We start from the raw sequence: 21,686 nt of genomic DNA, 5'->3' as shown, positions 1-21,686 counted from the left end.
TCTGCAGAGCGAAACGGGCTCCCGGCGTAGCAGTACCTACGACTTCAATGTCCGTCCGGCGCCCGGCGCCCGGCGCTCGGCGCCCGGAAAGGGTGCCCCCGCGGTGTGGCCCTCAGCGGCCCATGGTGGGCGGCAGGCCCGGTCGCTCCTCCTGTTCCTCCGCCGGGACGATGGTGATCACCCGGTCCGTCAGCTCCAGCCGGCCGACGGCCGGGTCGTCGTAGCCGAGCACCCGGTGCCCGCGGACGACGCTCACCACCAGGTCGGGCGTCTCGCGCGGGCTCAGTCCCACCTCGGCCCGGGTGACGGGCCGCTCGACGATGTCCAGGCCGCTGCCCTGCCGGATCAGGTCCTCCATCACCCGGCCCGCCGCCGGGCTCAGCACGGACAGCCCCAGCAGCCGGCCGGCCGCGCCCGCGCTGGTGATCACCTCGTCCGCGCCGGACTGCTTCAGCAGCGGCGCGTTCTCCTCCTCGCGCACCGCGGCCACGATCTTCGCCCGGGCGTTGAGCTGCCGGGCCGTCAGCGCCACCAGAACGGCCGTGTCGTCGCGCTGGGTGGCGATGATGATCTGGCCCGCCCGCTGCACCTCGGCGCGTTTCAGCACCTCGCTGCGGGTGGCGTCGCCGAGCACCGCGGCATAGCCTTCGGCCGTCGCGGCGTCGATCGCCTTGTTGCTCGGGTCGACCACGACGACCCGCTCCTTGCGCAGCCCCGTGGCGCAGGCGGCACGGATCGCCGACCGGCCCTTCGTGCCGAAACCGACGACGACGGTGTGGTCCCGCAAGACAGGCCTCCAGGGGTGTGCGTTGTGACGGACGGGCGCTCGTCGGGAACCATGGTGCCGACTGTCCGGATCAGCGTCACAGGGGGCTCACGATGAAGGGCGACGAACAACCGCATTCCCCGCAGAAGAGAGCAGCTCTTCTGCGGGCGCTGTGGTACCGCTCGCGCAAGGAGGCACGCGACGACGCGGAGGCGGGCCGCGCCATCACGATGCCGACGGAGACCGTCGTACCGCCCCTCCAGCAGGTCATCAAACGCCTGGTCATGGCGCTGGTGGTGCTGGTCGTCACCATCGTGCTGGTCTACTTCGACCGCGAAGGCTACAACGACAACTCCGACGGCTCCGTCGACCTCGTCGACGCGGCCTACTACGCCACCGTCACCCTCTCCACCACCGGGTACGGCGACATCACCCCGGTAAGCGACGCCGCGCGGCTCACCAACATCTTCGTCATCACCCCGCTGCGCGTGCTGTTCCTGATCATCCTGGTCGGCACCACCCTGGAGGTCCTCACGGAGCGGACCCGCCAGCAGGTCCGCATCCACCGCTGGCGCACCCGGACCCGGGACCACATCGTGCTCATCGGCTACGGCACGAAGGGCCGCCACGCCGTGCAGACGCTGGTCGGGCAGGGCATCGACAAGAGCCGGATCGTCGTCGTGGACGCCCAGCACAAGGCGGTGACCGCAGCCGGCGACGACGGCCTGGTGGCGATCAACGGGGACGCCACGCTGTCCGAGACGCTGCTCAAGGCGGAGCTGCAGCGCGCCTCCCAGGTGATCGTCGCCCCGCAGCGGGACGAGACGGCCACGCTGATCACCCTCACCGCGCGCCAGCTGAACCGGCGCGCGACGATCGTGGTGGCCGTCCGGGAGGACGAGAACGTGCCGCTGCTCAAGCAGAGCGGCGCGGACACCGTGGTGACCAGCTCCAGCTCGGCCGGCCGGCTGCTCGGCACCTTCATGGCCAGCCCGCCCGCGGCCCGCGCCCTGGAGGACCTGATGACCCTCGGCAGCGGCCTGGACCTCATCGAGCGCACCGTCACCCCGGAGGAGATCGGCCGCACGCCCCGCGAATGCGGTGACCTGGTGCTCGCCGTCATCCGCGACCGCAAGCGGCTGGACTACGCGACCGGCTGGCACACCCAGCTCCAGCCCGGCGACCACTTGATCACGGTGAGCCGCCCGGGGATGGACGGGGCGGAGTAGGCCGACTCCACCGACTCGACCGAATCGCCCTAAGTGGTCGAAGGGGTCGACGGGGTCGAAGATGGCGCGTCAGCCGGGTTGTTTCACGTGAAACACGCGGCGAGCCCGGCCGTCGCCCAGGGCAGTTCCAGGATCTCCGTCTCCTGACCCGGCTCCGCCCCGCCCGGCGGTACGACGGCCAGCGCGTCGGCCGCCGCGACGCCGCGCAGCATCGCCGGGCCGTTGTAGTGCAGCGGCACGGCGCGCTCACCGCGCAGGAGGACGGGGATCAGCCGGGTGTCGTACGGGTGCCCGTGGGCTCCGTCCCTCAGCGGCAGCGCGTAGCGCTCCGGGGCCGGACGCCCGGCGAGGGCGCGCAGCAGGGGCTCGGCGAGGGTGAGCAGTCCGGAGACGGCCGCGAGCGGGTTGCCGGGCAGGCCGACGAGGTACCGGCCCTCCGTGAGGCGGGCCAGGAGCATGGGGTGGCCGGGGCGTACCTTCACGCCGTCGACGACCAGCCGCGCGCCGATGCGGCGCAGCGTGGGATGGACGTGGTCGACGGGGCCCGCCGCGGTGCCGCCGGTGGTGACGACGAGTTCCGCCTCGCTGTCGGCGATCGCACGGTGCAGCGCGTCGGCGTCGTCGCCGATCCGGCGGACCGCCGTGACCTCGGCGCCGAGCGCCCGCAGCCACGGCGGAAGCATGGGGCCGAGGGCGTCGCGGATGAGTCCGTCGTGCGGCAGGCCCTCGGTGAGCAGTTCGTCGCCGAGGACGAGGACGTCGACGCGCGGGCGGGGGACCACGGTGAGGGTGTCGTACCCGGCCGCGGCGGCCAGTCCGAGGACGGCGGGGGTGACGGGCGTGCCGGCGGGCAGCAGCTGGTCCCCGCTGCGGCACTCCTGGGCGCGGGGGCGGATGTCCTGGCCGTGGCCGAGGTGGTTCCGGGTCGGATGGAGGCGGCCCTTGTCGTCCGTGAGGCCGTACTCGCTGCGCAGGACCGCCGTGGTGTCCGGCGGGATCCGGGCGCCGGTGGCGATGCGGACGGCCTCGCCGTCGGCGAGGCGTGCGGGCTGCGCGTGTCCCGCCAGCACGCCGTCCTCGCGCAGGGTCCAGGGGCCGGGGCCGGCGACGGCCCAGCCGTCCATCGCCGAGGTGTCGAAGGAGGGCAGGTCGGTGAGGGCCGTCAGCGGCGCGGCGAGGACCAGGCCGAGGGCCCCGTCCAGGGGAAGGGTGACGGCGGACCGTCCCGCCTCCGCCGCGCCGGCGCGGGTGGCGCGTCCGGCCCGTTCGGCCGTCGCGCGGGCCTCCGGCCAGGGCGTGGCACGGTGGTGGGCGCCGTGGTGGGCGCGGTGGTGGGCGTGCTGCCGGGAGGCGGTGGGGCCGGTGCCCTGCCCTGCGGTCGTGGCGTCCTGAGGCGCGGGGGCGGGGGCCTGGTCGCCGGGCGAGGCGCCCCGGTCCCCAGGCGCTGAGGCGTGGTCGCCACGCGCGGGGACGTGGTCGCCGGGAGTGCGGCGGTGAGGCGGTTTCACGAGGGCCAGGGCCTCCTCGACGTCGAGGTCGTGGGCGTCCTCACCGGCCCGGGTGCCGGGGGCGGTCATCCGGCGTCCGGACGCGTGCCGGGTCCGGCCGCGGCGGCCTCGTCCGCCCAGCGCTGCGCCAGCGCGGCGGCCTTGCGGGCGGCCTCGGCGACGGCCTCCGGGCCGCCGTCCGCGCGGGCGGCGGCGTAGCCGACGAGGAAGGTGGTCAGCGGGGCCGCGGGGCGTGCCACGCCGTGCGCGGCGTCGCGGGCCAGGTCGAGCAGCACACCGGTGTCGACGTCGAGGTCGATGCCCAGCTCGTCCTTGACTGCGGAGATCCATTCATCCAACACGTACCCATGCTCCCTGATGCGTGCCCTTGCGGAGGCGATGTCGTCCCAGGTGTCACAGTCGAAGGAGGCGACCGGGTCCGGGACACGGATGAGGTCCAGCGCACCGGTCAGCCGGCGCAGCGGAAGACCGGTGAGCGTGCCGTGCGCGGCGCTGAGCGCGGCCAGCTCGCGGCGCAGTGCGCCGGTGCGGTAGACGGCGACGAGCGGCTGGTCGTGGCCGTCGGCGTCGGTGAGCAGCGCGCCCTCGGCGCCGCTCGCGGCCAGGGCGGCCCGCAACCGCCGTACCGTGCCCGCGTCGAGGAACGGCAGGTCCGCGGAGAGCACCACGACGTGCTCGGCGGCCGTGTGCCGCAGTCCGGCGTCGAGGGCGGCGACCGGGCCGGCGCCGGGCGGGTCCTCCCGCGCCCAGGTCACCGGGCGGGCGGTGGGGCGCGGGTCGGCGACGACGACGGTGGTGCGGGCCTCGGCGCAGGCGGCGAGCACCCGGTCGAGCAGGGGCCGGCCGCCTACCCGTACGGCGGGCTTGTCGGCGCCGCCGAGCCGCCGCGCGGCACCACCCGCGAGCACCACGGCGTCGCACTGGACGTCGCCGCGCGGGGCGTGGGTGCCGGGTGGGGGCGCGTGCGGAGTCATGCCCCGAGTATGAGCGCCCCGAAGATCGTTGCCACCCCTGTCACACCATGTGGACAGGGGTGGCGACGAGAGGTGCGCGCGTCACAGGGTGCGCAGCAGCACCGCCGGCTGTTCGACGCAGTCGGCGACATAGCGCAGGAATCCGCCGGCCGTGCCGCCGTCGCAGACGCGGTGGTCGAAGGTGAGCGAGAGCTGCACGACCTGGCGGACCGCCAGCTCGCCCTCGTGCACCCACGGCTTGGGGACGATCCGGCCGACGCCGAGCATGGCCGCCTCGGGGTGGTTGATGATCGGCGTGGAGCCGTCGACGCCGAACACGCCGTAGTTGTTCAGCGTGAACGTGCCGCCGGTCAGCTCCCCCGGCGTCAGGGTCCCGGCCCGGGCCGCCTCGGTCAGCCGGGCGAACTCCGCGGTCAGGCCCTCGGCGTCGCGCGCGTGCGCGTCGCGGACGACGGGGACGACGAGGCCCCGGTCGGTCTGCGCGGCGAAGCCCAGGTGGACCTGGTCGAGCCGGACGACCTCCCGCGCGGCCATGTCCACGGTGGAGTTCAGCTCCGGGTAGCGGGCGAGTGCGGCGGTGCAGATCCGGGCCAGCAGGGCGATCAGGGAGATCTTCGGTCCCCCGGCGGCGTTCATCGCGGCGCGGGCCCGCATCAGCTCGGTCGCGTCGGCGTCCACCCAGCAGGTGGCGTCCGGGATCTCGTGCCGGCTGCGGGACAGCTTGTCCGCGACGGCGCCGCGCACACCCCGCAGCGGCACACGGGTGCCCGCGCCGATGGTCCGGGAGGCGGGGGAAGCCGCGGATGCCGGAGTACCGGCGGTGGCTGCGGGGGCCGTCGCGGACGCCTGGGCGGCGGCCGCGCGCGGCTGCGCCTGCGGTTGCGGCTGCCCCTGCGGTTGCGGCTGAGACTGCGGCTGCGGCTGCGGCGACTGCGGCTGAGACTGCGGAGCCGTCGTACGGCCGCCCTGGGCCGCCGCGGCGCGCAGCGCGTACTCCACATCCGCGCGGAGGATCAGCCCGTCCGGGCCGGAGCCGGTCAGCTCCCGCAGGTCCAGCCCGTTCTCGCGGGCGAGCCGGCGCACGAGCGGGGAGATCACGGGTACGGGGCCGTCCCCGAGGAGGCGGTCGCTGGTGCCGTCGAGGTGGTCACCGGTGCCGTTGACGTGGTCACCGCTGCCGTTGACGTGCTCACCGCTGCCGTTGAGGCCGTCCCTGCCCCCGTCGAGGCGGTCGCCGTGGACGCGTTCGCGGTCGGCGGTGGCCGGCGGGGTGGCCGCGGCGGCCGGTGTGCGCTCGGGGGTCCGCGCGGCCGTGCCCGTGCCCGGCGGCTGGGGGCGCACCCGGGGGCGGCGGGCCGGCGGCGCGCCCGTGCCGTAGCCCACCAGAACGTTGCCGGAGCCCTCGCTCTGCCGCGACGCCTCGGCGGCGCCGCCGGTCGTACGGCTGGGCGCCGCGGCGGTCTCGGAGGCACCGGTACCGGTGTCCGGGGCGGGCGTGTCGGAGCCGGGGGCGGCGCCGACCGCGACGGTGATCAGGGGTGCCCCGACGGGCAGCTCGGTGCCCTCCTCGCCGAAGCGGGCGGTGACCACACCGCCGTAGGGGCAGGGGACCTCGACCATGGCCTTGGCCGTCTCGACCTCGACGACCGGCTGGTCGACGGCGACGACGTCGCCGACCTGCACCAGCCAGCGCACGATCTCCGCCTCGGTGAGCCCCTCGCCGAGGTCGGGGAGCTTGAACTCCAGCACCTGTGCCATCAGCTCTCGGCCTCCCATTGCAGACGCGCCACGGCGTCCAGGATCCGGTCGACGCCGGGCAGATGATGCCGCTCCAGCATGGGCGGCGGATAGGGGATGTCGAATCCGGCCACGCGCAGCACCGGCGCCTCCAGGTGGTGGAAGCAGCGCTCGGTGACCCGGGAGGCGATCTCCCCGCCCGGCCCGCCGAACCCGCTGGACTCATGGACGACGACCGCTCGCCCGGTCCGCCGCACCGAGGCGCAGACCGTCTCGTCGTCGAACGGCACCAGCGAGCGCAGGTCGACGACTTCGAGGTCCCACCCCTCGGTCCGCGCCGCCTCGGCGGCTTCGAGGCACACGGGCACCGACGGACCGTACGTGATCAGCGTGGCGCTCCGGCCGGAGCGCCGCACGACCGCGCGGCCGATGGGTTCAACGTGCTGCGGCTGCTCCGGGTTCCAGGAGTCCTTCGACCAGTACAGCCGCTTGGGCTCCAGGAAGACGACCGGGTCGTCGGAGGCGATGGCGGCGCGCAGGAGGCCGTAGGCGTCGGCGACGGTCGCGGGCGTGACGACGTGGAGACCCGGAGTCGCCATGTAGTACGCCTCGGAGGAGTCGCTGTGGTGCTCGACGCCGCCGATGCCGCCGCCGTAGGGGACGCGGATGGTGATCGGGAGCGGCATCCTGCCGCGGGTGCGGTTGCGCATCTTCGCCACGTGCGACAGGAGCTGCTCGAACGCCGGGTACGCGAAGGCGTCGAACTGCATCTCCACGACCGGGCGCAGCCCGTACATCGCCATGCCGACGGCGGTGCCGAGGATGCCGGCCTCGGCGAGCGGGGTGTCGGTGCAGCGGTCCTCGCCGAACTCCTTGGCGAGTCCGTCGGTGACCCGGAAGACGCCGCCGAGCGTGCCGACGTCCTCACCGAGGACGTGCACGGACGGGTCGGCGGCCATGGCGTCGCGCAGCGCGCGCGTGAGGGCCTGCGCCATGGTGGCCGGCTTGACGGCGACGGTGGTCATCAGTGGGCCCCTTCCTGCTCCGCCGCCAGCTCGGCCTGCAACTGGGCCTGCTGCTCGCGCAGCTGGGTGGTGGGTTCGGCGTAGACGTGGGCGAACAGGTCCATGGGGTCGAGCAGGGGGTCCTGGTTCATCCGGGCGCGCAGGTCGGCGGCCATGGTCTCGGCGTCGTCCCGCGCGGCCTGGATCGCGGCCTCGTCGAGCAGGCCGCGGCCGGTCAGCTCCCGCTCCAGCAGCTGGATCGGGTCGTGCGCGCGCCAGGCCTCGACCTCGTCGTCGGTGCGGTAGCGGGTGGCGTCGTCGGCGTTGGTGTGGGCGTCGACGCGGTACGTGACGGCCTCCACGAGGGTGGGGCCGCCGCCCGCGCGGGCCTGCCGTACGGCGTCGGTCAGCACCTCGTGCACGGCCGCCGCGTCGTTGCCGTCGACCAGGCGGCCGCGCATCCCGTACCCGACGGCCTTGTGGGCGAGGGACGGGGCGGCGGTCTGCTTGGCGAGCGGGACGGAGATCGCGAAGCCGTTGTTCTGGACGAGGAAGACGACCGGTGCCTGCCATACGGCGGCGAAGTTCAGCGCCTCGTGGAAGTCGCCCTCGCTGGTGCCGCCGTCGCCGACCATGGCCAGCGCGACCACGTCGTCGCCCTTGAGCCGGGCGGCGTGGGCGAGGCCGACGGCGTGCGGGAGCTGCGTCGCGAGGGGGGTGCACAGGGGGGCCACGCGGTGTTCGTGCGGGTCGTAGCCGGTGTGCCAGTCGCCGCGCAGCAGGGTCAGCGCCTCGACGGGGTCGACGCCGCGGGCGACGGCGGCGAGGGTGTCGCGGTAGCTGGGGAAGAGCCAGTCGCGCTCCTCCAGGGCGAGCGCGGCGGCGACCTCGCAGGCCTCCTGGCCGGTGCTGGACGGATAGACGGCGAGCCGGCCCTGCTTGGTGAGGGCGGTGGCCTGCGCGTTGTAGCGGCGGCCGCGGACCAGCTGGGCGTAGAGCGTGCGCAGCAGCTCGGGATCGGCCTTCGCCGCCGCCTCGGTGCCCAGGACGCGGTACGGCTCCGCGTCCGGCAGCAGCGGCCCCGGGTCGGTTCGGGGCTGCCACGCGGGCGGCGGTGTGGGCCGGTAAGCGCCCCGCTGCTCCATGACCGTCATGACGGCACCTCCTCGTGGGAGCGGCTCCTCGTGGGAGCGGCTTCGAGAGGCGCGGCGTCTGTGACGCGCCTCACCTACCGATTGTTCGGTCGACGGCACATTTTGGCTACAGGCGGGTCCAGGCTGTGGACAAACGGTTCTGCACAACCTGAGATGGACGCAGTACGTCCATGGTAGAGAGGCGGGGGGACATGGCACCTGAACAAATGGCCGAGGCCGCCAGCCCCGGGGTCCCGCTTCCGCCGCCCCGCCCCCTCGACGCCATCGACCAGGACATTCTCCGGATGCTCCAGGCGGACGGCCGCGCGTCCATACGCTCCGTCGCCGAGCGGGTGCACGTCTCGCGCGCCAACGCCTACGCGCGCATCAACCGGCTCGTCGAGGACGGCGTGATCCGTGGCTTCGGGGCGCGCGTGAACCATGAGCGCGCCGGGCAGGGCACCTCGGCGTACATCACCCTGAAGATCGTCCAGAACTCCTGGCGCACGGTCCGCGAACAGCTGCGGAAGCTGCCCGGCGCTTCGCACATCGCCCTGGTGGGCGGTGACTTCGACGTCCTGCTGCTGGTCCACACCCCCGACAACCGGGCCCTGCGCGAACTGGTCCTCACCCGCCTCCAGGCCATCCCCGAGGTGCTCTCCACCCGCACCCTGCTGGTTTTCGAGGAGGAGGATCTGGAGCCGCAGAGCTGACCGCGCACCACGCGGGGCGGATCGCGGTGACCCGAGCCCGACGGCACCCTCGGACGCCGCACCGCCCCGAGGCCGTCTCAGTCCGTTCGCCGCAACCCGTCGAAGACGAGCCGGACCACCGCGTCGCCCACCTCGCGCGCGCCCGCGCCGCGGCCGTCCGGGCGGTACCACTCCACGATGGAGTTGATCATTCCGAAGACCAGCCGGGTCGCCAGCCGGAACTCCACGTCGCCGCGCACGTCCCCGTCGGCCGCCGCCGCCCTCAGCAGCTCGGCGACCCGGTGGTCGAAGTCGCGGCGGCGCTCCAGGGCCCAGCGCTCGGTGCCGGTGTTGCCGCGCACCCGCAGCAGCAGGGTGACGTACGGCAGCTCGGCCGTGAGCACCTCGACCATGCGCCGGACGACGTACTCCAGGCGGTCGGCGGCACGCCCCACGCGCGCGTGCTCCTCGTCGAGGATCGCGAAGAGCCCGTCCAGCGCCCGGCTGACGGCCCGGCGCAGCAGCTCCTCCTTGCCGGCGACGTGGTGGTAGATCGACGACTTGGAGATGCCCGCCGCCTTGGACAGGTGCTCCATGGAGGTGCCGTCGTAGCCGCGCTCGTTGAAGACCTGCACGGCGACCGACAGCAGGCTCTCCGGGGTGTACGTGTCGCGCCTGGCGGTGGTCATGAGGTGCCGCCCTCCCGTCGGTCGGTGGCGTACGCGTGGCGGTACAGCGCGAGGGACGGCGCGTAGCGGCCGGACGGATCGCGCAGGTGCAGGTCGTCGAGGAGGTCGTAGGCCCAGCGGCGGCCGAGCCTGCGGCTCCACTCGAAGGGTCCCAGAGGGTAGTTGACGCCCAGGCGCATCGCGGTGTCGATGTCCTCCTCGGTGGCCACCCCCTTGGCGACGGCGTCGTACGCGAGGTCGATGATGCGGGCCACCGCGCGGGCCACGATCATGCCGGGGACGTCCCCGATGACGCTGACCTTCTTGCCGAGCGCCTGGAAGAGGCCGGTGGCCTCGGCGACGGTCTGCGGGTTGGTGTCCTGGGAGGCGGACAGGGCGACCCGGGTCGCCGCGCGGTAGTCGAGGGCGAGGTCGAAGTAGACGACGTCGCGGAACTCCGCCGAGGTCTGGCCGTCGGCGAGGACCAGGTGGCCGCCGCTGGGCAGCACCAGGCGGGTGCCGTTGTCCTCGTCCTCCTCGCGGACCTGGATGCCCGCCTCGCGGATCATCGCCGGCAGCTCGGCGGCGGGGCCCAGACCGCCCTCGACGACGACGTACGCGGGCGGCTCGGCCCCCTCCGCGGTGTGCGGTTCGGGCCGCTCGGCGCCGTCCCGGTAGTCGTACCAGCCCTGCCCGCTCTTGCGGCCGAGACGGCCGGACTCGACCAGCCGGCGCTGGGCGAGCGACGGGGCGAAGCGCACGTCCTGGAAGAAGGACTGCCACACGGAGTGCGTGACGGACTCGTTGACGTCCTGCCCGATGAGGTCGGTCAGCTCGAAGGCGCCCATCCTGAAGCCGCCCGACTCGCGCAGCACCGCGTCGATGGTGGCCGGATCGGCGCCCTGCGACTCGTGGACGGCGAACGCCTCGGCGTAGAAGGGGCGCGCGATGCGGTTGACGATGAAGCCGGGGGTGTCCGCGCAGGCGACCGGCGTCTTGCCCCACGCGCGGGCCGTCTCGTACGCGCGCGTGGCCGACGTGACGTCGGTGGCGAACCCGGAGACGACCTCCACCAGCGGCAGCAGCGGCGCGGGGTTGAAGAAGTGCAGTCCGACGAACCGGCCCGGATGGCGCAGGGCGCCGCCGATGGCGGTCACCGACAGGGACGAGGTGTTGGTGGCGAGCAGGCAGTCATCGGCGACGACGTCCTCCAGCGCGCGGAACAGCTCCTGTTTGACGTCCAGCCGCTCCAGGACGGCCTCCACGACCAGCGCGCAGTCGGCGAGGTCCGTGAGGCTGTCGACGGGGCGGAGCCGGTCGCGGGCCGCGTCCCGGCCGGCGCCGGTGAGCCGGCCCTTCTCGACGAGCCGGTCGAGGCGGGCGCCGATCGCCGCCGCCGCCTGCGCCGCGCGCCCGGGAGCGGCGTCGTAGAGCCGTACGGGGTGGCCCGCGACCAGCGCCACCTGGGCGATGCCCTGGCCCATGGTGCCGGTGCCGACGACGGCCACGGGGCTGCTGAGGTCGAGTGCTGTCATGAGCGCGATCCTCCCGCACGGCGTTGTCCACAGATGCGGCGGACCCCCTTGTCCCGACCGATCGTTCGGTTACTCTAACTCTGTCCGCCTGTTCCCGCCCCTGTCTTTGTCCAGGTCATGAGCTCGACGAGGAGCTCTTGAGACGAGGAGTTGGTCCCGCATGGCCGCCGAACTCACCGCGCCCCAGCTGATCACCCGGCACCGGCCCACCCTGGACCAGGCGCTGGAAGCCATCCGCACGCGCGCGTACTGGTCGCCGCACCCCGAGCACCCCAAGGCCTACGGCGAGAACGGCAGCCTGGACGCGGCGGCGGGCAAGGCCGCCTTCGACGCCGTCCTGAACACCCGCCTCGACCTGGACCAGCCCGGCACCGACGGCTGGGTGGGCGGCGAGGTGTCGCCGTACGGCATCGAGCTGGGCGTGGAGTATCCGCACGCGGACGTCGACGTGCTGCTGCCCGCCATGCGGGCCGGCCAGGGCGCGTGGCGCGACGCGGGACCGGAGCTGCGCGCGGTGGTGTGCCTGGAGATCCTGAAGCGGATCAGCGACCGGACGCACGAGTTCGCGCACGCGGTCATGCACACCTCCGGTCAGGCGTTCATGATGGCGTTCCAGGCGGGCGGCCCGCACGCCCAGGACCGCGGCCTGGAGGCGGTGGCGTACGCGTACGCGGAGCAGACCCGCACCCCGGAGTCCGCCGAGTGGACCAAGCCCCAGGGCAAGCGCGACCCGCTGGAGCTGACCAAGCGCTTCACCCCGGTCCCGCGCGGCATCGGCCTGGTCATCGGCTGCAACACCTTCCCCACGTGGAACGGCTACCCGGGCCTGTTCGCCTCCCTCGCCACCGGCAACGCGGTGCTGGTGAAGCCGCACCCCCGCGCGGTGCTGCCGCTCGCGCTGACCGTGCGGATCGCCCGCGAGGTGCTCGCCGAGGCGGGCTTCGACCCGAACCTGGTCGCCCTGGCCGCCGAGCGGCCCGGCGAGGGCATCGCCAAGACGCTCGCCACCCGCCCCGAGATCCGGATCATCGACTACACCGGCTCCACCGCCTTCGGCGACTGGCTGGAGACCCACGCCCGCCAGGCGCAGGTCTACACCGAGAAGGCCGGCGTCAACACCGTCCTCGTCGAGTCGGCCGGTGACTACAAGGGGATGCTGTCCAACCTGGCCTTCTCCCTGTCGCTGTACAGCGGCCAGATGTGCACCACCCCGCAGAACCTGCTCATCCCGCGCGACGGCATCCGCACCGACCAGGGCCCCAAGACCTACGACGAGGTGGTCGCCGACCTCGCCCGCGCGGTCGACGGCCTGCTCGGCGACGACGCCCGCGCGAACGCGCTGCTCGGCGCGATCGTCAACCCGGACGTCAAGGCCCGCCTGGAGGGCGCCGCCGGGCTCGGCGAGGTCGCGCTGGCCTCCCGCGAGGTCACGAACCCCGACTTCCCCGACGCGGTGGTGCGCACCCCGGTCATCGTCAAGCTGGACGGCGCCAAGCCCGACGACGAGGCCGCCTACATGAGCGAGTGCTTCGGCCCGGTCTCCTTCGCGGTCGCCGTCGACTCGCCGGCCGACGCGCTGGAGCTGCTGCGCCGCACGGTCCGCGAGAAGGGCGCCATGACGGTCGGCGCGTACACCACCGACGAGGAGTTCGAGCGGGCCGTCGAGGAGGTCTGCCTGGAGGAGGCCGCCCAGCTGTCCCTCAACCTGACCGGCGGGGTGTACGTCAACCAGACGGCCGCCTTCTCCGACTTCCACGGCTCGGGCGGCAACCCGGCGGCGAACGCGGCCCTCACCGACGCGGCGTTCGTGGCGAACCGGTTCCGCGTGGTGGAGGTCCGCCGGGAGTCCTAGACCGGACCCCCGTGGCCCGCTCCCGCCCTCAGGCTCCAGTGGTACAGCGTCATGGCCACGCTGGTCGCGAGGTTGTAGCTGGAGACCTGGGGACGCATCGGCAGGGCCAGCAGATGGTCGGCCCGCGCGCGCAGCCCTTCGGACAGCCCGCTGCGCTCGGAGCCGAAGGCGAGGACGGCGTCGTCCGGGAGCTTCACGCCCCGGATGTCGTCACCCTCCGGATCCAGCGCGAACAAGGGGCCCGGCGGCAGTTCGGCCGGCTCCAGCCGCTCCACCGCGGTGGCGAAGTGCAGCCCCGCCCCGCCGCGCACGACCGTGGGATGCCAGGGGTCGAGGGTGCCGGTGGTGACCACACCGGTCGCGCCGAACCCGGCGGCCAGCCGGATCACCGCGCCCGCGTTGCCGAGGTTGCGGGGGTTGTCGAGGACGACCACGGGGGCGGTGCGCGGGGCGCGCGCCAGCCGCTCCAGGTTCGCCGCGCGGGACGGCCGTACGGCGAGGGCGGCCACGGCGGTGGGGTGCGGGCGCGGCACGAGCGCGGCGTACGCCGACTCGGGGACCTCGGTGAGCAGCGCGTCCAGCGCCGGCCGTACGTCCGGGGCCAGCTCCTCCGCGAGGGCGAGCGCGGCGCCCCGGTCGACGGCGACGGCCACGGGGATCTCGGCGCCGAAGCGGACGGCGTGCTTGAGGGCGTGGAAGCCGTCCAGCAGCACACAGGTGGCGGTGAGCCGGTGCCACGCGGACACGGGGTCGGTGGGACGCGCCGGTTCCGGCGGCCCGGAGGAGCCGTCCACCGCGCGGCTTCCGGCATCGGTGGAATCGGTGGGGCCCGCCGCGTCGTGACCGTGCCTGCGGCTCACGGGGTCGTTCATGCGGGCAGCCTACGCGGCCACGTACGGGCCGTACGGCCGTGCAGCCTGAGTGACCGTGCGGAACCCCTGCGGCCGGCCTGCGGTCGTGCCGCCTACGCGGCCGGAGAGCCGGCGTGGCTGGGTGCGGCCCGCTCCGGGGCGGGCGGGCCGGGCACCGGGCCGCCTCGACCCGCGCGGGGGAGCAGCCGGCCCCGCGCGCGTGCCGCCCAGCCGCCCAGGCGGCGCAGGAAGGCCGTCGGCAGGAACACCGCGTCCGCCGCGATCATGGCCAGCGAGAAGAACGGCAGCCCGAGGACCACGGCGATCACCAGGTGCTCGGTGATCATCGCGGCGAGCAGCACGTTCTTCACCCGCCGGTGAAGCAGCGTGAACGGGAAGGCCACCTGCACCAGGACCGTCCCGTACGTCACCAGCATCACCATGGTGCCGCTGGCGGCGAGCGCGTCGGCGAGGGCGGGCCACGGGGAGAAGTAGTCGAGGTGGAGGGGGTAGTAGACGGCGGTGCCGTCCTGCCAGCGGGAGCCCTGGATCTTGTACCAGCCGGCCGTGGCGTAGATCAGGCACGCCTCGGCCATGATCACCAGCAGGGCGCCGTTGTGCAGGATGTTGGCGATCACGTCGAGCAGGATCCGCGGCTGCGCGGTACGCGCGTAGCGGCCGACCAGCCACCACAGGGCCTGCGCCAGCAGGCAGCCCCACAGCAGCGCGGGCACCATCGGGTCGCCGTCGAGCCGGCCCGCCGCGGTGGCCGCGGCCAGCGCCAGCCCCAGTACGGCCCACAGCGCGGGCCCGGTCCGGTCCGGGAACCGCTCCCCGCGCGCGTGCGCTTCCCGGACGCGGCGGACGCGTCGCGCGTCGAGCGACCAGACCCGGCCGCACCGCGTGAAGACCAGGTAGACGCACATGAGGTGCACGACGTTGTCGCCGCCGTCGCCCATGAAGACGCTGCGGTTCTGCAGCGACAGCACGCCCACCATGAAGAGCACGGCCGAGGTGCGGGTCCGCCAGCCCACCAGCAGCAGCAGGGCGGCCAGCACGGCGAAGCCGTAGACGATCTCGAACCAGACCCGCCCGCCGGACCACATCAGCACGGTGAAGGCGCCGTTCTGCGCGATCAGCTCGTCGGCGAGACGCCAGCTCCACGGTCCGTCGGGGCCGTACAGCTCCGCGCGGTGCGGGAACTCGCGCAGCAGGAACAGCAGCCAGGTCGCGGCGAAGCCGATACGGACGACGGCGGTCTGGTACGGGCCGTGAGCGGTCTCGGTGACCCGGGCGATGGCGCCGGAGAGCGCGAGGGCGAAGCGATTCACCCCACACCTCCCCGGGTCTCGTCCGCCGGCACCGTCCACCAGGACAGCTCCCGGTAGACCGGCTTCAGCGAGATCCGCTCGTCGCTCCACCGCGGCGGGCGCACGGGGGTGGTACGGGAGCGGACCTGGACGCGTTCGACGGCGCCGCCCGGTCCGGCGGCCTCCGCGCGGTGCAGCCGCAGCACGACGATCCGGCGCAGATACGTCTCGGCGAGCGCGCCGCGCGAGGCGGTGGCCCGGTTCCCACCGGTGTGCGTGGCGGTGTAGAAGTCCCACGCGCGGCGCAGCTCGTTCTGCTGGGTGTGGCTGGGCAGCAGATTGCCGTCGATGGCCCGGCCGTCCTCGGCGGACAGGTCGTACCAGCCGGTGGTGCGGGTGGCGCCGTCCGCGGTGCGGACCTGGGCGCGCACCTGGACGGCGATGTTCTGCTGGAGCGGGTTCGGCGCGAACAGCTTCCAGTTCTGCTCGAACTCGGGGTAGATCCAGTCGTCGATCGCCTCACCGTGCGCCTTGGTCACCGTGTTCGACGGCGCGACGTGCAGGAACACCATCCCCAAGTGCACGCAGACGGTCGCCGCGACCACGGCGAGCGCCAGGGCCACGCCGATCTGATAGCGCAGGGAGAGCGCGGCGACCCCGGTGCGGGCGCTGACCGGCTCGGCGGACGCGGCAGATTCGGCGGACCCGGCAGACTCGGCGGACCCGGCAGACCCGGCGGACCCGGCGGACCCGGCGGACCCGGCAGGCTGCGGCGAGTCGGCCGTCTGAACACCGAACGCACCACCAGCGCCGTCAGGCCCGTCGGCGCCCTTGGCCACACTCGCCGAAGGCCTTCCATCGGCCCGTTCGGCCGGAACACCCGCGCCTTCCCCGTACGCGTCCTCTGCGCCGCCGTGCGCGTCCATTCCGCCCGCCCCGTTCCCGATATCCGGTCCGTCTTCTCCGCCCGCCCGTCCGCGAAGCCCTGAGTCCGCCGTGGCGCCGGCGGCGAGACCGGCGCGAAGCCCTCACCGCCCCGCACACCCGCGCACACCAGTCCCGCGGGCGCCCGCAGGCGAACGCTACTCAGCGGCGCCCGCCCGGCACAGCCCTTTCGGCCGGCCGCGCCCGTCGTCCACAGCCACCGCCGCAGGTTATCCACAGCGGTTGACACCTTACGGCGCCCGTCTCACCATGGAAGCGCACGAACCGAACGATCGGTCGGGAGCTTGCTCCTCGCGGAGCCCAGGTCGAGGGGGACCTCATGGCGACAGCAGCCGCGCCGCACACGGCCCGCGGTCAGGCGTACGGCACACAGGACACCGCCGGTGAGACGGCCGGCGACACGGCCGCGTACCAGCGCGCCTTCGACGCCGCGGTGGCCGCCGACGAGCGCATCGAGCCGCGCGACTGGATGCCCGACGCCTACCGGGCGACGCTCGTCCGGCAGATCGCCCAGCACGCCCACTCCGAGATCATCGGCATGCAGCCGGAGGCCAACTGGATCACCCGCGCGCCCTCACTGCGCCGCAAGGCCATCCTGATGGCCAAGGTCCAGGACGAGGCCGGCCACGGCCTGTATCTCTACAGCGCGGCGGAAACGCTCGGCACGAGCCGCGACGAGCTGCTGGACAAGCTTCACGCGGGCCGCCAGAAGTACTCGTCGATCTTCAACTACCCCACGCTGACCTGGGCCGACGTCGGCGCCATCGGCTGGCTGGTGGACGGCGCCGCGATCACCAACCAGGTCCCTCTGTGCCGCTGCTCCTACGGCCCGTACGCACGCGCGATGGTCCGCATCTGCAAGGAGGAGTCCTTCCACCAGCGCCAGGGGTACGAACTGCTGCTGGCGCTCAGCCGCGGCACCCCCGAACAGCACGCGATGGCACAGGACGCGGTGAACCGCTGGTGGTGGCCGTCCCTGATGATGTTCGGCCCGCCCGACGACGAGTCGCAGCACTCGGCGCAGTCGATGGCCTGGAAGATCAAGCGGCACTCCAACGACGAGCTGCGCCAGCGCTTCGTCGACATCTGCGTCCCGCAGGCCGAGTCCCTGGGCCTCACCCTCCCCGACCCGGACCTGCGGTGGAACGAGGAGCGGGGGCACTACGACTTCGGCCCGATCGACTGGACGGAGTTCTGGGAGGTCCTCAAGGGCAACGGACCGTGCAACGAACAGCGCCTGAACCAGCGCAGGCGCGCCCACGAAGAGGGCGCCTGGGTCCGCGAGGCGGCCGCCGCCTACGCGGCCAAGCACACCGGCGAGCGCGAGGAGGCGCGGGCATGACCACCACCGACTGGCCCCTGTGGGAGGTCTTCGTGCGCTCGCGCCGGGGCCTCGCCCACACCCACGCCGGCAGCCTGCACGCGCCGGACGCGGAGCTGGCCCTGCGCAACGCCCGCGACCTGTACACGCGGCGCGGCGAGGGCGTCTCCATCTGGGTCGTGCCGTCCTCGGCGATCACCGCGTCCTCCCCCGACGAGAAGGACCCGTTCTTCGAGCCGGCCGCTGACAAGCCCTACCGCCACCCGACGTTCTACGAGATCCCCGAGGGGGTGCAGCACCTGTGACGACCAGCACGGTTCCCACGACGGCCGCCCTCGCCCTCGGCGACGACGCCCTGGTGCTCTCCCACCGCCTCGGCGAATGGGCCGGCCACGCCCCCGTCCTGGAGGAGGAGGTCGCCCTCGCCAACATCGCCCTGGACCTGCTCGGCCAGGCCCGGGTGCTGCTGTCGATGGTCGGCGACGAGGACGAACTGGCGTACCTGCGCGAGGAGCGCGCCTTCCGCAACCTCCAGCTGGTGGAACAGCCCAACGGCGACTTCGCGCACACCATCGCCCGCCAGCTGTACTTCTCGACCTACCAGCACCTGCTCTACGACCGCCTCGCCAGCGGTGACGGCCCGTTCGCCGGACTCGCCGCCAAGGCCGTCAAGGAGGTCGCCTACCACCGCGACCACGCCGAACAGTGGACCCTGCGCCTCGGCGACGGCACCGAGGAGAGCCGGCGGCGCATGCAGCGGGCCTGCGACGCGCTGTGGCGGTTCACCGGCGAGATGTTCCGTCCCGTGGACGGCCTGGACGTGGACGCCCCGGCACTGGACGCCGCCTGGCTGGAGTCCGTCGGCGAGGTACTGCGCCGGGCCACCCTGACCGTGCCCGAAGGCCCGCGCACCGGCGCCTGGTCGGCCGGCGCCGGCCGGGAGGGACTGCACACCGAGCCGTTCGGCCGGATGCTCGCCGAGATGCAGCACCTGCACCGCAGCCACCCGGGGGCGTCATGGTGACGGTCACCCCGCTGGAGGCGGAACTGCTGGAACTCGCCGGCTCGGTCCCCGACCCCGAACTGCCCGTCCTCACCCTGCGCGAGCTGGGCGTCCTGCGCGCGGTGCACGTCCGCGACGCGGACACCGTCGAGGTCGAGCTGACCCCGACGTACACCGGCTGCCCCGCCCTGGAGACCATGTCGCTGGACATAGAACGGGTGCTGCACGAGCACGGCGTACGCGACGTCACCGTCCGCACGGTGCTCGCGCCCGCCTGGTCCACGGACGACATCACCGACGAAGGCCGCCGCAAGCTGCGGGAGTTCGGCATCGCCCCGCCGCGCGCCCACCGCGCCCGCGGACCGGTGCCGGTAACCCTGGGCCCGACCCGCACCCGGCAGGCCGGCCCGGAAGACGACCCCGTCCGCTGCCCGCACTGCGGCTCCGCCGACACCGAACTGCTCAGCCGTTTCTCCTCCACCGCGTGCAAGGCGCTGCGCCGCTGCCTCGCCTGCCGTGAACCGTTCGACCACTTCAAGGAGTTGTGATGGCCCGCTTCCACACACTCCGGGTCACCGCGGTCGACCGGCTCACCGACGACTCCGTCGCCCTGACCCTCGCCGTCCCCCCGGAGCTGCGCGATCAGTACCGGCACGCGCCCGGCCAGCACCTGGCGCTGCGCCGCACCGTGGACGGCACGGAGATCCGCCGGACGTACTCGATCTGCTCCCCGGCACCCGACGGCGAGGGCCCCCGGGAACTGCGCGTCGGAGTGCGGATGGTCGAGGGCGGCGCGTTCTCGACGTACGCGCTGAAAGAGATCAACCTCGGGGACGAGCTGGAGGTGATGACCCCCGCCGGCCGCTTCACCCTGGAGCCCGCACCGGGGCTGTACGCGGCGATCGTCGGCGGCAGCGGCATCACCCCGGTGCTGTCGATCGTCTCCACCCTGCTCGCCCGCGAGCCCCGCGCCCGGTTCTGCCTGATCCGCAGCGACCGCACGACCACCTCGACGATGTTCCTCGAAGAGGTCGCCGACCTGAAGGACCGCTACCCGGAGCGGTTGCAGCTGGTCACCGTGCTCTCCCGGGAGGAACAGCAGGCGGGCCTGCCGTCCGGGCGGCTCGACCGGGAACGGCTGACCGGCCTGCTGCCCGCACTGCTGCCCGTGGCGGACGTCGCCGGATGGTTCCTGTGCGGGCCGTACGGACTGGTCCAGGGCGCGGAGCGGGCACTGCGCGACCTGGAGGTGCCGCGCGCCCGGATCCACGAGGAGATCTTCCACGTGGACGCCGGCCCCGCCACCGCGCCGGCCGGACCCGCCCTCACGCACAGCACGGTGACGGCCCGGCTCGACGGCCGCGGCGGCACCTGGCCCGTACGCGACGGCGAATCCCTGCTGGAGACGGTGCTGCGCAACCGGCCCGACGCGCCGTACGCCTGCAAGGGCGGCGTGTGCGGCACCTGCCGGGCCTTCCTGGTCTCCGGCGAGGTACGCATGGACCGCAATTACGCGCTGGAGAGGGAGGAGACGGAAGCCGGATACGTACTGGCCTGCCAGTCGCATCCGGTGACGGAGCGGGTGGAACTGGACTTCGACCGCTGAGCCGCTCCGGCGTTCCCTGCGGCTACAGCACGTAGCCCGGCTGCCCCGCCCCGTTCACGACGGGGCGGCCGGCCGCCTCCCACGCCTGCATACCGCCGTCGACGTTGGCGGCGTCGATGCCCTGCTGGGCGAGGTACATGGTGACCTGGGCCGAGCGACCGCCGGAGCGGCAGATGACGTTGACGCGGCCGTCCTGCGGCGCCGCCTCGGTCAGCTCGCCGTACCGCGCGACGAACTCACTCATGGGAATGTGCAGCGCCCCCTCGGCGTGACCCGCCTGCCACTCGTCGTCCTCACGGACGTCCAGCAGGAAGTCGTCGTCCTTCAGATCGGTGACCTGCACCGTGGGCACCCCAGCTCCGAAATTCATGCTCCCGACGCTACCGGAACGACGCGGCGAGCGACGCGGCACCGGACCTCTGGGCGCACCCAGCCCGTGGGGCAGAGCTCGGGTGGCCGCACGGCCCGCACGGCCCGCGTGGCCCGCGTGGCCCGTAAGGCCCTTACGGCGCCATGCAGTCCCGTGCAGTCCTGTGCAGTCCCGTGCAGCCTGTCGCGGATGCCTGCCGCCGTATCCGCCGTATCCGCCGTATGCGTCGTATCCGCTGTACCGCCGTCCCGCCCGGACGTCGGCTCAGGGTCCCGTCCGCGCCCGCAGCGCCGCCAGCTCGGACTCCCGCTGGGCCACCTCGGCCAGCAGCTGTTCGGCGATCTCGTCGAGCAGCCGGTCCGGGTCGTCCGGCGCGAGCCGCAGCATGGCGCCGATCGCGCTCTCCTCCAGCTCCCGCGCGACCACCGTGAGCAGCTCCTTGCGCTGGGCGAGCCAGTCCAGGCGGGCGTACAGCTCCTCGCTGCGGCTCGGCAGCCGCTCCTTCTGCACCGGGCCGGCCGCCCACTCCTCGGCCAGCTCCTTGAGCAGCGCCTCGTCGCCGCGCGCGTAGGCGGCGTTCACCCGCGTGATGAACTCCTCGCGCCGCGCCCGCTCGCCCTCCTCCTGCGCAAGGTCGGGGTGGGCCTTGCGGGCCAGCTCGCGGTAGAGCCGACGGGCCTCCTCGCTCGGACGCACCCGCTGCGGGGGCCGTACCGGCTGGTCCGTGAGCATCGCGGCGGCCTCGGGGAACAGGCCGTGGCCGTCCATCCACCCGTGGAACAACTCCTCCACGGACGGCATCGGCATCACCCGGGCGCGCAGCTCCTGCGCCCTGCGCAGATCCTCGGGATCACCGGTCAACGCGGCCTTGGCCTCGGCTATCTCCGCGTCCAGCTCTTCCAGGCGGGCGTACATCGGGCCGAGCCGCTGATGGTGCAGCCGGGAGAAGTTCTCCACCTCGACGCGGAACGTCTCCACCGCGATCTCGAACTCGATCAGCGCCTGCTCGGCCGCCCGCACGGCCCGCTCCAGCCGCTCCTCGGGCCGGGCCTGCGGACCATCGGCCGACACGGACTGGGGCTGCTCAGCTTCCGGGGTGGTCACCCGACCAGCGTAGGCCACACCACCACCCGCTCCACGTCCTCCGGGGGGTCCCCCCTCCCTCCCCCCTCCCCCTCCGCC

Annotated in this window: 20 protein-coding genes and 1 pseudogene; 8 read left to right on the top strand and 13 right to left on the bottom strand. The window is 73.7% G+C overall.

Annotation, left to right across the window (positions count from 1 at the left end; translation table 11 throughout):
* Window positions 1–112: 112 nt before the first annotated feature.
* Window positions 113–787 (bottom strand): annotated as a pseudogene (locus tag AB0K92_RS08760) (NAD(P)-binding protein); the annotation flags it as partial.
* 92 nt (window positions 788–879) lie between these two features.
* On the opposite strand from AB0K92_RS08760, the gene AB0K92_RS08755 reads away from it, so the two are divergent.
* Window positions 880–1,995: a potassium channel family protein gene (locus AB0K92_RS08755; protein ID WP_365920738.1), complete on the top strand. Its 1,116-nt coding sequence runs from the start codon at window positions 880–882 to the stop codon at window positions 1,993–1,995.
* Between the two features lie 83 nt (window positions 1,996–2,078).
* On the opposite strand, the gene AB0K92_RS08750 is transcribed toward AB0K92_RS08755, so the two are convergent.
* The 5 genes from AB0K92_RS08750 to pdhA all read right to left on the bottom strand — a co-directional run bounded on the left by AB0K92_RS08750 (window position 2,079) and on the right by pdhA (window position 8,372).
* Window positions 2,079–3,572, bottom strand: a complete 1,494-nt coding sequence (locus AB0K92_RS08750) for a molybdopterin molybdotransferase MoeA (RefSeq protein WP_365920736.1) — start codon at window positions 3,570–3,572, stop codon at window positions 2,079–2,081.
* A complete protein-coding gene (locus AB0K92_RS08745; RefSeq protein ID WP_365920734.1) occupies window positions 3,569–4,477 on the bottom strand; it encodes an NTP transferase domain-containing protein in 909 nt (302 codons plus the stop codon). The genes AB0K92_RS08750 and AB0K92_RS08745 overlap by 4 nt, the downstream gene beginning before the upstream one ends.
* A gap of 81 nt (window positions 4,478–4,558) precedes the next feature.
* Window positions 4,559–6,235, bottom strand: a complete 1,677-nt coding sequence (locus tag AB0K92_RS08740) for a dihydrolipoamide acetyltransferase family protein (RefSeq protein ID WP_365920732.1) — start codon at window positions 6,233–6,235, stop codon at window positions 4,559–4,561.
* The gene (locus AB0K92_RS08735) at window positions 6,235–7,239 is read right to left on the bottom strand and encodes an alpha-ketoacid dehydrogenase subunit beta (RefSeq protein ID WP_166000539.1); all 1,005 of its coding nucleotides are present in this window, start codon (window positions 7,237–7,239) and stop codon (window positions 6,235–6,237) included. Before AB0K92_RS08735 ends, AB0K92_RS08740 begins: the two co-directional genes overlap by 1 nt.
* Window positions 7,239–8,372: a pyruvate dehydrogenase (acetyl-transferring) E1 component subunit alpha gene (pdhA, locus tag AB0K92_RS08730; RefSeq protein WP_365920730.1), complete on the bottom strand. Its 1,134-nt coding sequence runs from the start codon at window positions 8,370–8,372 to the stop codon at window positions 7,239–7,241. The genes AB0K92_RS08735 and pdhA overlap by 1 nt, the downstream gene beginning before the upstream one ends.
* Window positions 8,373–8,563: 191 nt before the next feature.
* On the opposite strand from pdhA, the gene AB0K92_RS08725 reads away from it, so the two are divergent.
* Complete coding sequence (locus AB0K92_RS08725) at window positions 8,564–9,064, top strand: Lrp/AsnC family transcriptional regulator (protein ID WP_240926252.1); 501 nt, start codon at window positions 8,564–8,566, stop codon at window positions 9,062–9,064.
* 77 nt (window positions 9,065–9,141) lie between these two features.
* Here AB0K92_RS08725 and AB0K92_RS08720 read toward each other — a convergent pair whose 3' ends face one another.
* Complete coding sequence (locus tag AB0K92_RS08720; RefSeq protein ID WP_365920728.1) at window positions 9,142–9,732, bottom strand: TetR/AcrR family transcriptional regulator; 591 nt, start codon at window positions 9,730–9,732, stop codon at window positions 9,142–9,144.
* Window positions 9,729–11,246: a 3-hydroxyacyl-CoA dehydrogenase gene (locus AB0K92_RS08715; protein ID WP_365920726.1), complete on the bottom strand. Its 1,518-nt coding sequence runs from the start codon at window positions 11,244–11,246 to the stop codon at window positions 9,729–9,731. The genes AB0K92_RS08720 and AB0K92_RS08715 overlap by 4 nt, the downstream gene beginning before the upstream one ends.
* 160 nt (window positions 11,247–11,406) lie before the next feature.
* Here AB0K92_RS08715 and paaN point away from each other — a divergent pair, with 160 nt between their 5' ends.
* A complete protein-coding gene (gene paaN / locus AB0K92_RS08710; RefSeq protein WP_365920724.1) occupies window positions 11,407–13,098 on the top strand; it encodes a phenylacetic acid degradation protein PaaN in 1,692 nt (563 codons plus the stop codon).
* Here paaN and AB0K92_RS08705 read toward each other — a convergent pair.
* The 3 genes from AB0K92_RS08705 to AB0K92_RS08695 form a co-directional block, all read right to left on the bottom strand.
* A complete protein-coding gene (locus AB0K92_RS08705; RefSeq protein WP_365920722.1) occupies window positions 13,095–13,970 on the bottom strand; it encodes a TrmH family RNA methyltransferase in 876 nt (291 codons plus the stop codon). The genes paaN and AB0K92_RS08705 overlap by 4 nt on opposite strands.
* A gap of 92 nt (window positions 13,971–14,062) precedes the next feature.
* On the bottom strand, window positions 14,063–15,280 hold the full coding sequence (locus AB0K92_RS08700; protein WP_365920720.1) for an HTTM domain-containing protein: 1,218 nt from the start codon (window positions 15,278–15,280) through the stop codon (window positions 14,063–14,065).
* The gene (locus tag AB0K92_RS08695; protein WP_365920718.1) at window positions 15,277–16,098 is read right to left on the bottom strand and encodes a DUF5819 family protein; all 822 of its coding nucleotides are present in this window, start codon (window positions 16,096–16,098) and stop codon (window positions 15,277–15,279) included. Before AB0K92_RS08695 ends, AB0K92_RS08700 begins: the two co-directional genes overlap by 4 nt.
* A 425-nt stretch (window positions 16,099–16,523) precedes the next feature.
* Between AB0K92_RS08695 and paaA the strand changes: the two genes are divergently transcribed.
* The 5 genes from paaA to AB0K92_RS08670 are packed head-to-tail and all read left to right on the top strand — an operon-like array spanning window position 16,524 to window position 20,134.
* Entirely contained in the window at window positions 16,524–17,546 is a 1,023-nt protein-coding gene (gene paaA, locus AB0K92_RS08690; protein ID WP_365920716.1) for a 1,2-phenylacetyl-CoA epoxidase subunit PaaA, read from the top strand.
* On the top strand, window positions 17,543–17,830 hold the full coding sequence (gene paaB, locus AB0K92_RS08685; protein WP_166000522.1) for a 1,2-phenylacetyl-CoA epoxidase subunit PaaB: 288 nt from the start codon (window positions 17,543–17,545) through the stop codon (window positions 17,828–17,830). The genes paaA and paaB overlap by 4 nt, the downstream gene beginning before the upstream one ends.
* The gene (paaC, locus tag AB0K92_RS08680) at window positions 17,827–18,549 is read left to right on the top strand and encodes a 1,2-phenylacetyl-CoA epoxidase subunit PaaC (protein WP_365920713.1); all 723 of its coding nucleotides are present in this window, start codon (window positions 17,827–17,829) and stop codon (window positions 18,547–18,549) included. The genes paaB and paaC overlap by 4 nt, the downstream gene beginning before the upstream one ends.
* Window positions 18,543–19,076 (top strand): 1,2-phenylacetyl-CoA epoxidase subunit PaaD, encoded by a 534-nt coding sequence (gene paaD, locus AB0K92_RS08675; RefSeq protein WP_365920711.1) that lies wholly within the window; start codon window positions 18,543–18,545, stop codon window positions 19,074–19,076. Before paaC ends, paaD begins: the two co-directional genes overlap by 7 nt.
* Window positions 19,076–20,134, top strand: a complete 1,059-nt coding sequence (locus tag AB0K92_RS08670) for a 2Fe-2S iron-sulfur cluster-binding protein (protein WP_365920709.1) — start codon at window positions 19,076–19,078, stop codon at window positions 20,132–20,134. The genes paaD and AB0K92_RS08670 overlap by 1 nt, the downstream gene beginning before the upstream one ends.
* Window positions 20,135–20,156: 22 nt before the next feature.
* Here the strand turns inward: AB0K92_RS08670 and AB0K92_RS08665 are convergent, their stop codons facing one another.
* Both AB0K92_RS08665 and AB0K92_RS08660 read right to left on the bottom strand, forming a co-directional pair.
* Complete coding sequence (locus AB0K92_RS08665) at window positions 20,157–20,486, bottom strand: rhodanese-like domain-containing protein (RefSeq protein WP_166005043.1); 330 nt, start codon at window positions 20,484–20,486, stop codon at window positions 20,157–20,159.
* 282 nt (window positions 20,487–20,768) lie between these two features.
* The gene (locus tag AB0K92_RS08660) at window positions 20,769–21,608 is read right to left on the bottom strand and encodes a hypothetical protein (RefSeq protein ID WP_365920707.1); all 840 of its coding nucleotides are present in this window, start codon (window positions 21,606–21,608) and stop codon (window positions 20,769–20,771) included.
* Window positions 21,609–21,686 lie beyond the last annotated feature (78 nt).

The sequence above is a fragment of the Streptomyces sp. NPDC052687 genome (assembly GCF_040678395.1).
GTDB lineage: Bacteria > Actinomycetota > Actinomycetes > Streptomycetales > Streptomycetaceae > Streptomyces.
Note: the sequence above shows the minus strand (reverse complement) of the source record. Positions and strands in the feature narration are given on the sequence as shown.

Bases quoted from the DNA above. Each gene is read 5' to 3' on its own strand.
- AB0K92_RS08755 (WP_365920738.1), top strand. From the start codon at position 880: ATGAAGGGCGACGAACAACCGCATTCCCCGCAGAAGAGAGCAGCTCTT.
- AB0K92_RS08750 (WP_365920736.1), bottom strand. From the start codon at position 3,572: ATGACCGCCCCCGGCACCCGGGCCGGTGAGGACGCCCACGACCTCGAC.
- AB0K92_RS08745 (WP_365920734.1), bottom strand. From the start codon at position 4,477: ATGACTCCGCACGCGCCCCCACCCGGCACCCACGCCCCGCGCGGCGAC.
- AB0K92_RS08740 (WP_365920732.1), bottom strand. From the start codon at position 6,235: ATGGCACAGGTGCTGGAGTTCAAGCTCCCCGACCTCGGCGAGGGGCTC.
- AB0K92_RS08735 (WP_166000539.1), bottom strand. From the start codon at position 7,239: ATGACCACCGTCGCCGTCAAGCCGGCCACCATGGCGCAGGCCCTCACG.
- pdhA (WP_365920730.1), bottom strand. From the start codon at position 8,372: ATGACGGTCATGGAGCAGCGGGGCGCTTACCGGCCCACACCGCCGCCC.
- AB0K92_RS08725 (WP_240926252.1), top strand. From the start codon at position 8,564: ATGGCACCTGAACAAATGGCCGAGGCCGCCAGCCCCGGGGTCCCGCTT.
- AB0K92_RS08720 (WP_365920728.1), bottom strand. From the start codon at position 9,732: ATGACCACCGCCAGGCGCGACACGTACACCCCGGAGAGCCTGCTGTCG.
- AB0K92_RS08715 (WP_365920726.1), bottom strand. From the start codon at position 11,246: ATGACAGCACTCGACCTCAGCAGCCCCGTGGCCGTCGTCGGCACCGGC.
- paaN (WP_365920724.1), top strand. From the start codon at position 11,407: ATGGCCGCCGAACTCACCGCGCCCCAGCTGATCACCCGGCACCGGCCC.
- AB0K92_RS08705 (WP_365920722.1), bottom strand. From the start codon at position 13,970: ATGAACGACCCCGTGAGCCGCAGGCACGGTCACGACGCGGCGGGCCCC.
- paaA (WP_365920716.1), top strand. From the start codon at position 16,524: ATGGCGACAGCAGCCGCGCCGCACACGGCCCGCGGTCAGGCGTACGGC.
- paaB (WP_166000522.1), top strand. From the start codon at position 17,543: ATGACCACCACCGACTGGCCCCTGTGGGAGGTCTTCGTGCGCTCGCGC.
- paaD (WP_365920711.1), top strand. From the start codon at position 18,543: ATGGTGACGGTCACCCCGCTGGAGGCGGAACTGCTGGAACTCGCCGGC.
- AB0K92_RS08670 (WP_365920709.1), top strand. From the start codon at position 19,076: ATGGCCCGCTTCCACACACTCCGGGTCACCGCGGTCGACCGGCTCACC.